Origin of the sequence: Desemzia sp. FAM 23988, assembly GCF_045528365.1 — a bacterium.
Taxonomy (GTDB): Bacteria; Bacillota; Bacilli; order Lactobacillales; family Carnobacteriaceae; genus Desemzia.
The window spans coordinates 1-2,987 of record NZ_JBGQQS010000046.1; the positions used below are offsets into that span (position 1 = coordinate 1).

Sequence of the window (2,987 nt, forward strand, 5' to 3'; positions counted from 1 at the left end):
TGTCCTCATTTCAGTAAAAGTGCAAGGTTTTGTTTAACATCCTATAAAAACCCTTGCATCTATTATATCAATCATTAGTTGTAAAAGGCAGCAGAATAAGCATAGTTTATTATTCAGTAGACATTAAGTAAATGGATCTTTCGGTCCTCACTTAATTTCTCTGAGCGAGTGATCGCTTCATAGTTTGCTTGGAGTTCATCAACCAAACCTAACAAATTAAGATCCTCCTTATACATAATATTTTTCTTATTATAAAATATTTTTTTCGAATATGCATTATTTTAGCCTAGAAAAAATAAATATATATCAAATATTTCTTTCTTCTTCATTAAGCTCTCATTTTTCAAAGTTTTAAAAATTTCATTTGCCAGCAAACCATGTATTCTTTCCTTTTAAACATATTGGTCTAGGACGATTAAGACATATTCTCCCTTTTTTATTAAACCTATAACGATTATCGGTACATTGTGTATATTTTAACAAATAATGAGAATTCTTTCATATATACTCGCTTTTATATGTGAGTTTTTTTAGAAACATTCAAGTCATTTAAAGAAAGCATTCAAAAATACTGCATATAAAAAGAGATTTCTTATCAGAGCTATGCCACCCACAAAGAAATCTTTTTTCATATTTAACTAGTTATTTGTTTTCATGCCTGTCCATGTTTTCCAACCATTTTTTCACTGCATGCATGTCTTCATGAATCTTTGACTCTAACTGTCGATTGTAAAAGATACTGGCAGGATGGTAGGTACATAAAACTGGATACTTTTTGTCAGTCCACTGATAAGCAGTATCTTCAAGATCTGCTAAATATTGAACCGATGTCATCAGCACTTTTCCGTGAAGATCTTTTACTGCAGCTTGTTTTCCAAGCACTCGCTCAATGGCGGATGTTCCCAGCAAAATAATCAACGGTGCATCGATATGACTGATTTCATAGTCAGTCAACGGCGCGTGTGCCAATACTTCTTTACGATTTGGTTTGCGATTGTACCGCTTTAGTTCTTCCAAACCAGTACGTTTATTGAGTTTTAAGCGGTCTTTGAATGGTCGACTATGAAAAACACTGGTAATATACGTATTTTCTCTGGATAAACCAGCTGTCTCCAAAGTCCTCATCAATTCGATTCCTGCCCGTCCTGCAAATGGCGTATCTTCAACTGCCGTTACCTCAACTGCTCCCGGTGCTTCTCCAATCAACAGTGCTTTGGGGTTTTCTGGACCTTCCCCACGTATAAACCCCTCTACAGCAAAGCCTGCTGCACGTTGTTGCGCTAAGTTCAATAATTCAGTCGGCAAAATTGTTTTCAACATTTGATCACCTTCCTTGCTTCTCTTTTCAGATTAGCACATTTAAAGTTTTTACAAAAATATAAAACACAAAAAAAGCAGATCGTCTTAAACGACCTACTTTAAACGTACAATAGTTCTATTTTTATAAAAACAATCCGATAAACATTGCAGATAGTACCGGTACAATAAAGCCGCCTAACATTCCTCTAAAAGCTAAGTTGGACAAATCATTTTTTCTGTTTGGTGCAAAAACAGTTAAACCAGTCACGCAAATGGCAATACTAGAAAACGCTCCAAAACTTCCGACAGCAATGGATAACATTGCTACAGCTCTATTTGATAATTCTCCCATCATAGGCGCCAAATCGGCGTACGCCACAAATTCATTGATTGACAGCTTAGTCCCTAAGACTTGTCCTGCTATTCTTGACTCTGCTCCATTTAATCCCATCAACCAACCCAATGGCATAAAGATATAACCTAATAATTGCGTAAAACTCGTTCCTACTAATCCTAAAATACTATTTAATAAAGCTACAATAGAAATACCAGCTATCAAGCTCGCTCCGATTCCTAATACCATTTGCAATCCATTATTGATCCCTTCTGCCATTGCAGAAAAAACAGATGTATTATCGCCTTTACGGTCTAATGTTACATCAGATACTTGGCTGATTTCCGTTTCAGGCGTCAACATCTTAGCCACTAACAATGATCCAAAGGGAACCATAGCAGTTGTTACGAGAAGCCATTCCATTGGGATTCCCAATAAATTATACCCTACTAAAATAGACGCTGACATCGAACCCATTCCGGAAACTAGTACCGTCATCAATTCAGATTTCGTCATTTTAGGTAAGTACTTAGCGACCAAAAAGGGCGATTCAGTTTGTCCCAGCAGCATATTTGCTACTGCCACAAAAGATTCAGCTTTTTCGGTACCTGTTAATTTCCCTACTGCTCCGCCGATGATTTTTACGACCCAACCAACTACTCCTAAATAACCTAGAATACCTGTTAAGCCGGATAAGAAAATAATGACACCCAAAACATCAATAAAGAAATAGCCATTTCCAAATAAATCACCAAAAACAAATGACAATCCTTCGTTGGCAAAACTGAATAATTTCGTTACTCCCGCTGCCAGTTGTTTGATTAACCAGCTTCCTATAGGGACTTTAATTAAAAATAAGGCCAATACCAATTGGGCTGCTAGGGAAATACCCACTGTTTTTTTATTGATGGCTTTCTTATTATCCGATAATAAATATAAAACTCCCAACATGACAATAATACCTATTAAGGTTACTAATCTACTCATTGTTCTTGTACTCCATTTCTCTTCACAGTTCTTTTGATTGTGCATTTATTCTAGTTAATCAGTGTCCCAACGCCTTTGCCTCCAATTTGACCTTTTTACTTTATTTAGAAATAATCACAACTTCCCATACTACCATATTTTAAACAACTCTATCAAATCAATTTTAGTTCTGATTGCGTTCTCGGTCTAAAATGTCCTAAAACCAAGGCTCACATTAATGCAAGCTTTTACTTCGCAAAAGCTCACATTAATGCAAGCTTTTACTTCGCAAAAGCTTGCATTAATGTGACCGAATTTGTTAAAATTAGTCTTAAGCTGTTTGTTCAGCTTCGTACTCTTCGAGTGTTTTTCCGACACTGCGAAGATA

General features: G+C 36.0%; 2 protein-coding genes. Both read right to left on the bottom strand.

Annotated features, from left to right (window positions below; all coding sequences use genetic code 11):
• Positions 1–642: 642 nt before the first annotated feature.
• Positions 643–1,320, bottom strand: a complete 678-nt coding sequence (locus ACEN4L_RS13300) for a uracil-DNA glycosylase (protein WP_407097729.1) — start codon at positions 1,318–1,320, stop codon at positions 643–645.
• Between the two features lie 121 nt (positions 1,321–1,441).
• A complete protein-coding gene (locus ACEN4L_RS13305; RefSeq protein ID WP_407097728.1) occupies positions 1,442–2,620 on the bottom strand; it encodes a NupC/NupG family nucleoside CNT transporter in 1,179 nt (392 codons plus the stop codon).
• Positions 2,621–2,987: the final 367 nt, after the last annotated feature.

Excerpts from the sequence above, each read along its gene's own strand:
- ACEN4L_RS13300 (WP_407097729.1), bottom strand. The coding sequence starts at position 1,320 with ATGTTGAAAACAATTTTGCCGACTGAATTATTGAACTTAGCGCAACAA.
- ACEN4L_RS13305 (WP_407097728.1), bottom strand. The coding sequence starts at position 2,620 with ATGAGTAGATTAGTAACCTTAATAGGTATTATTGTCATGTTGGGAGTT.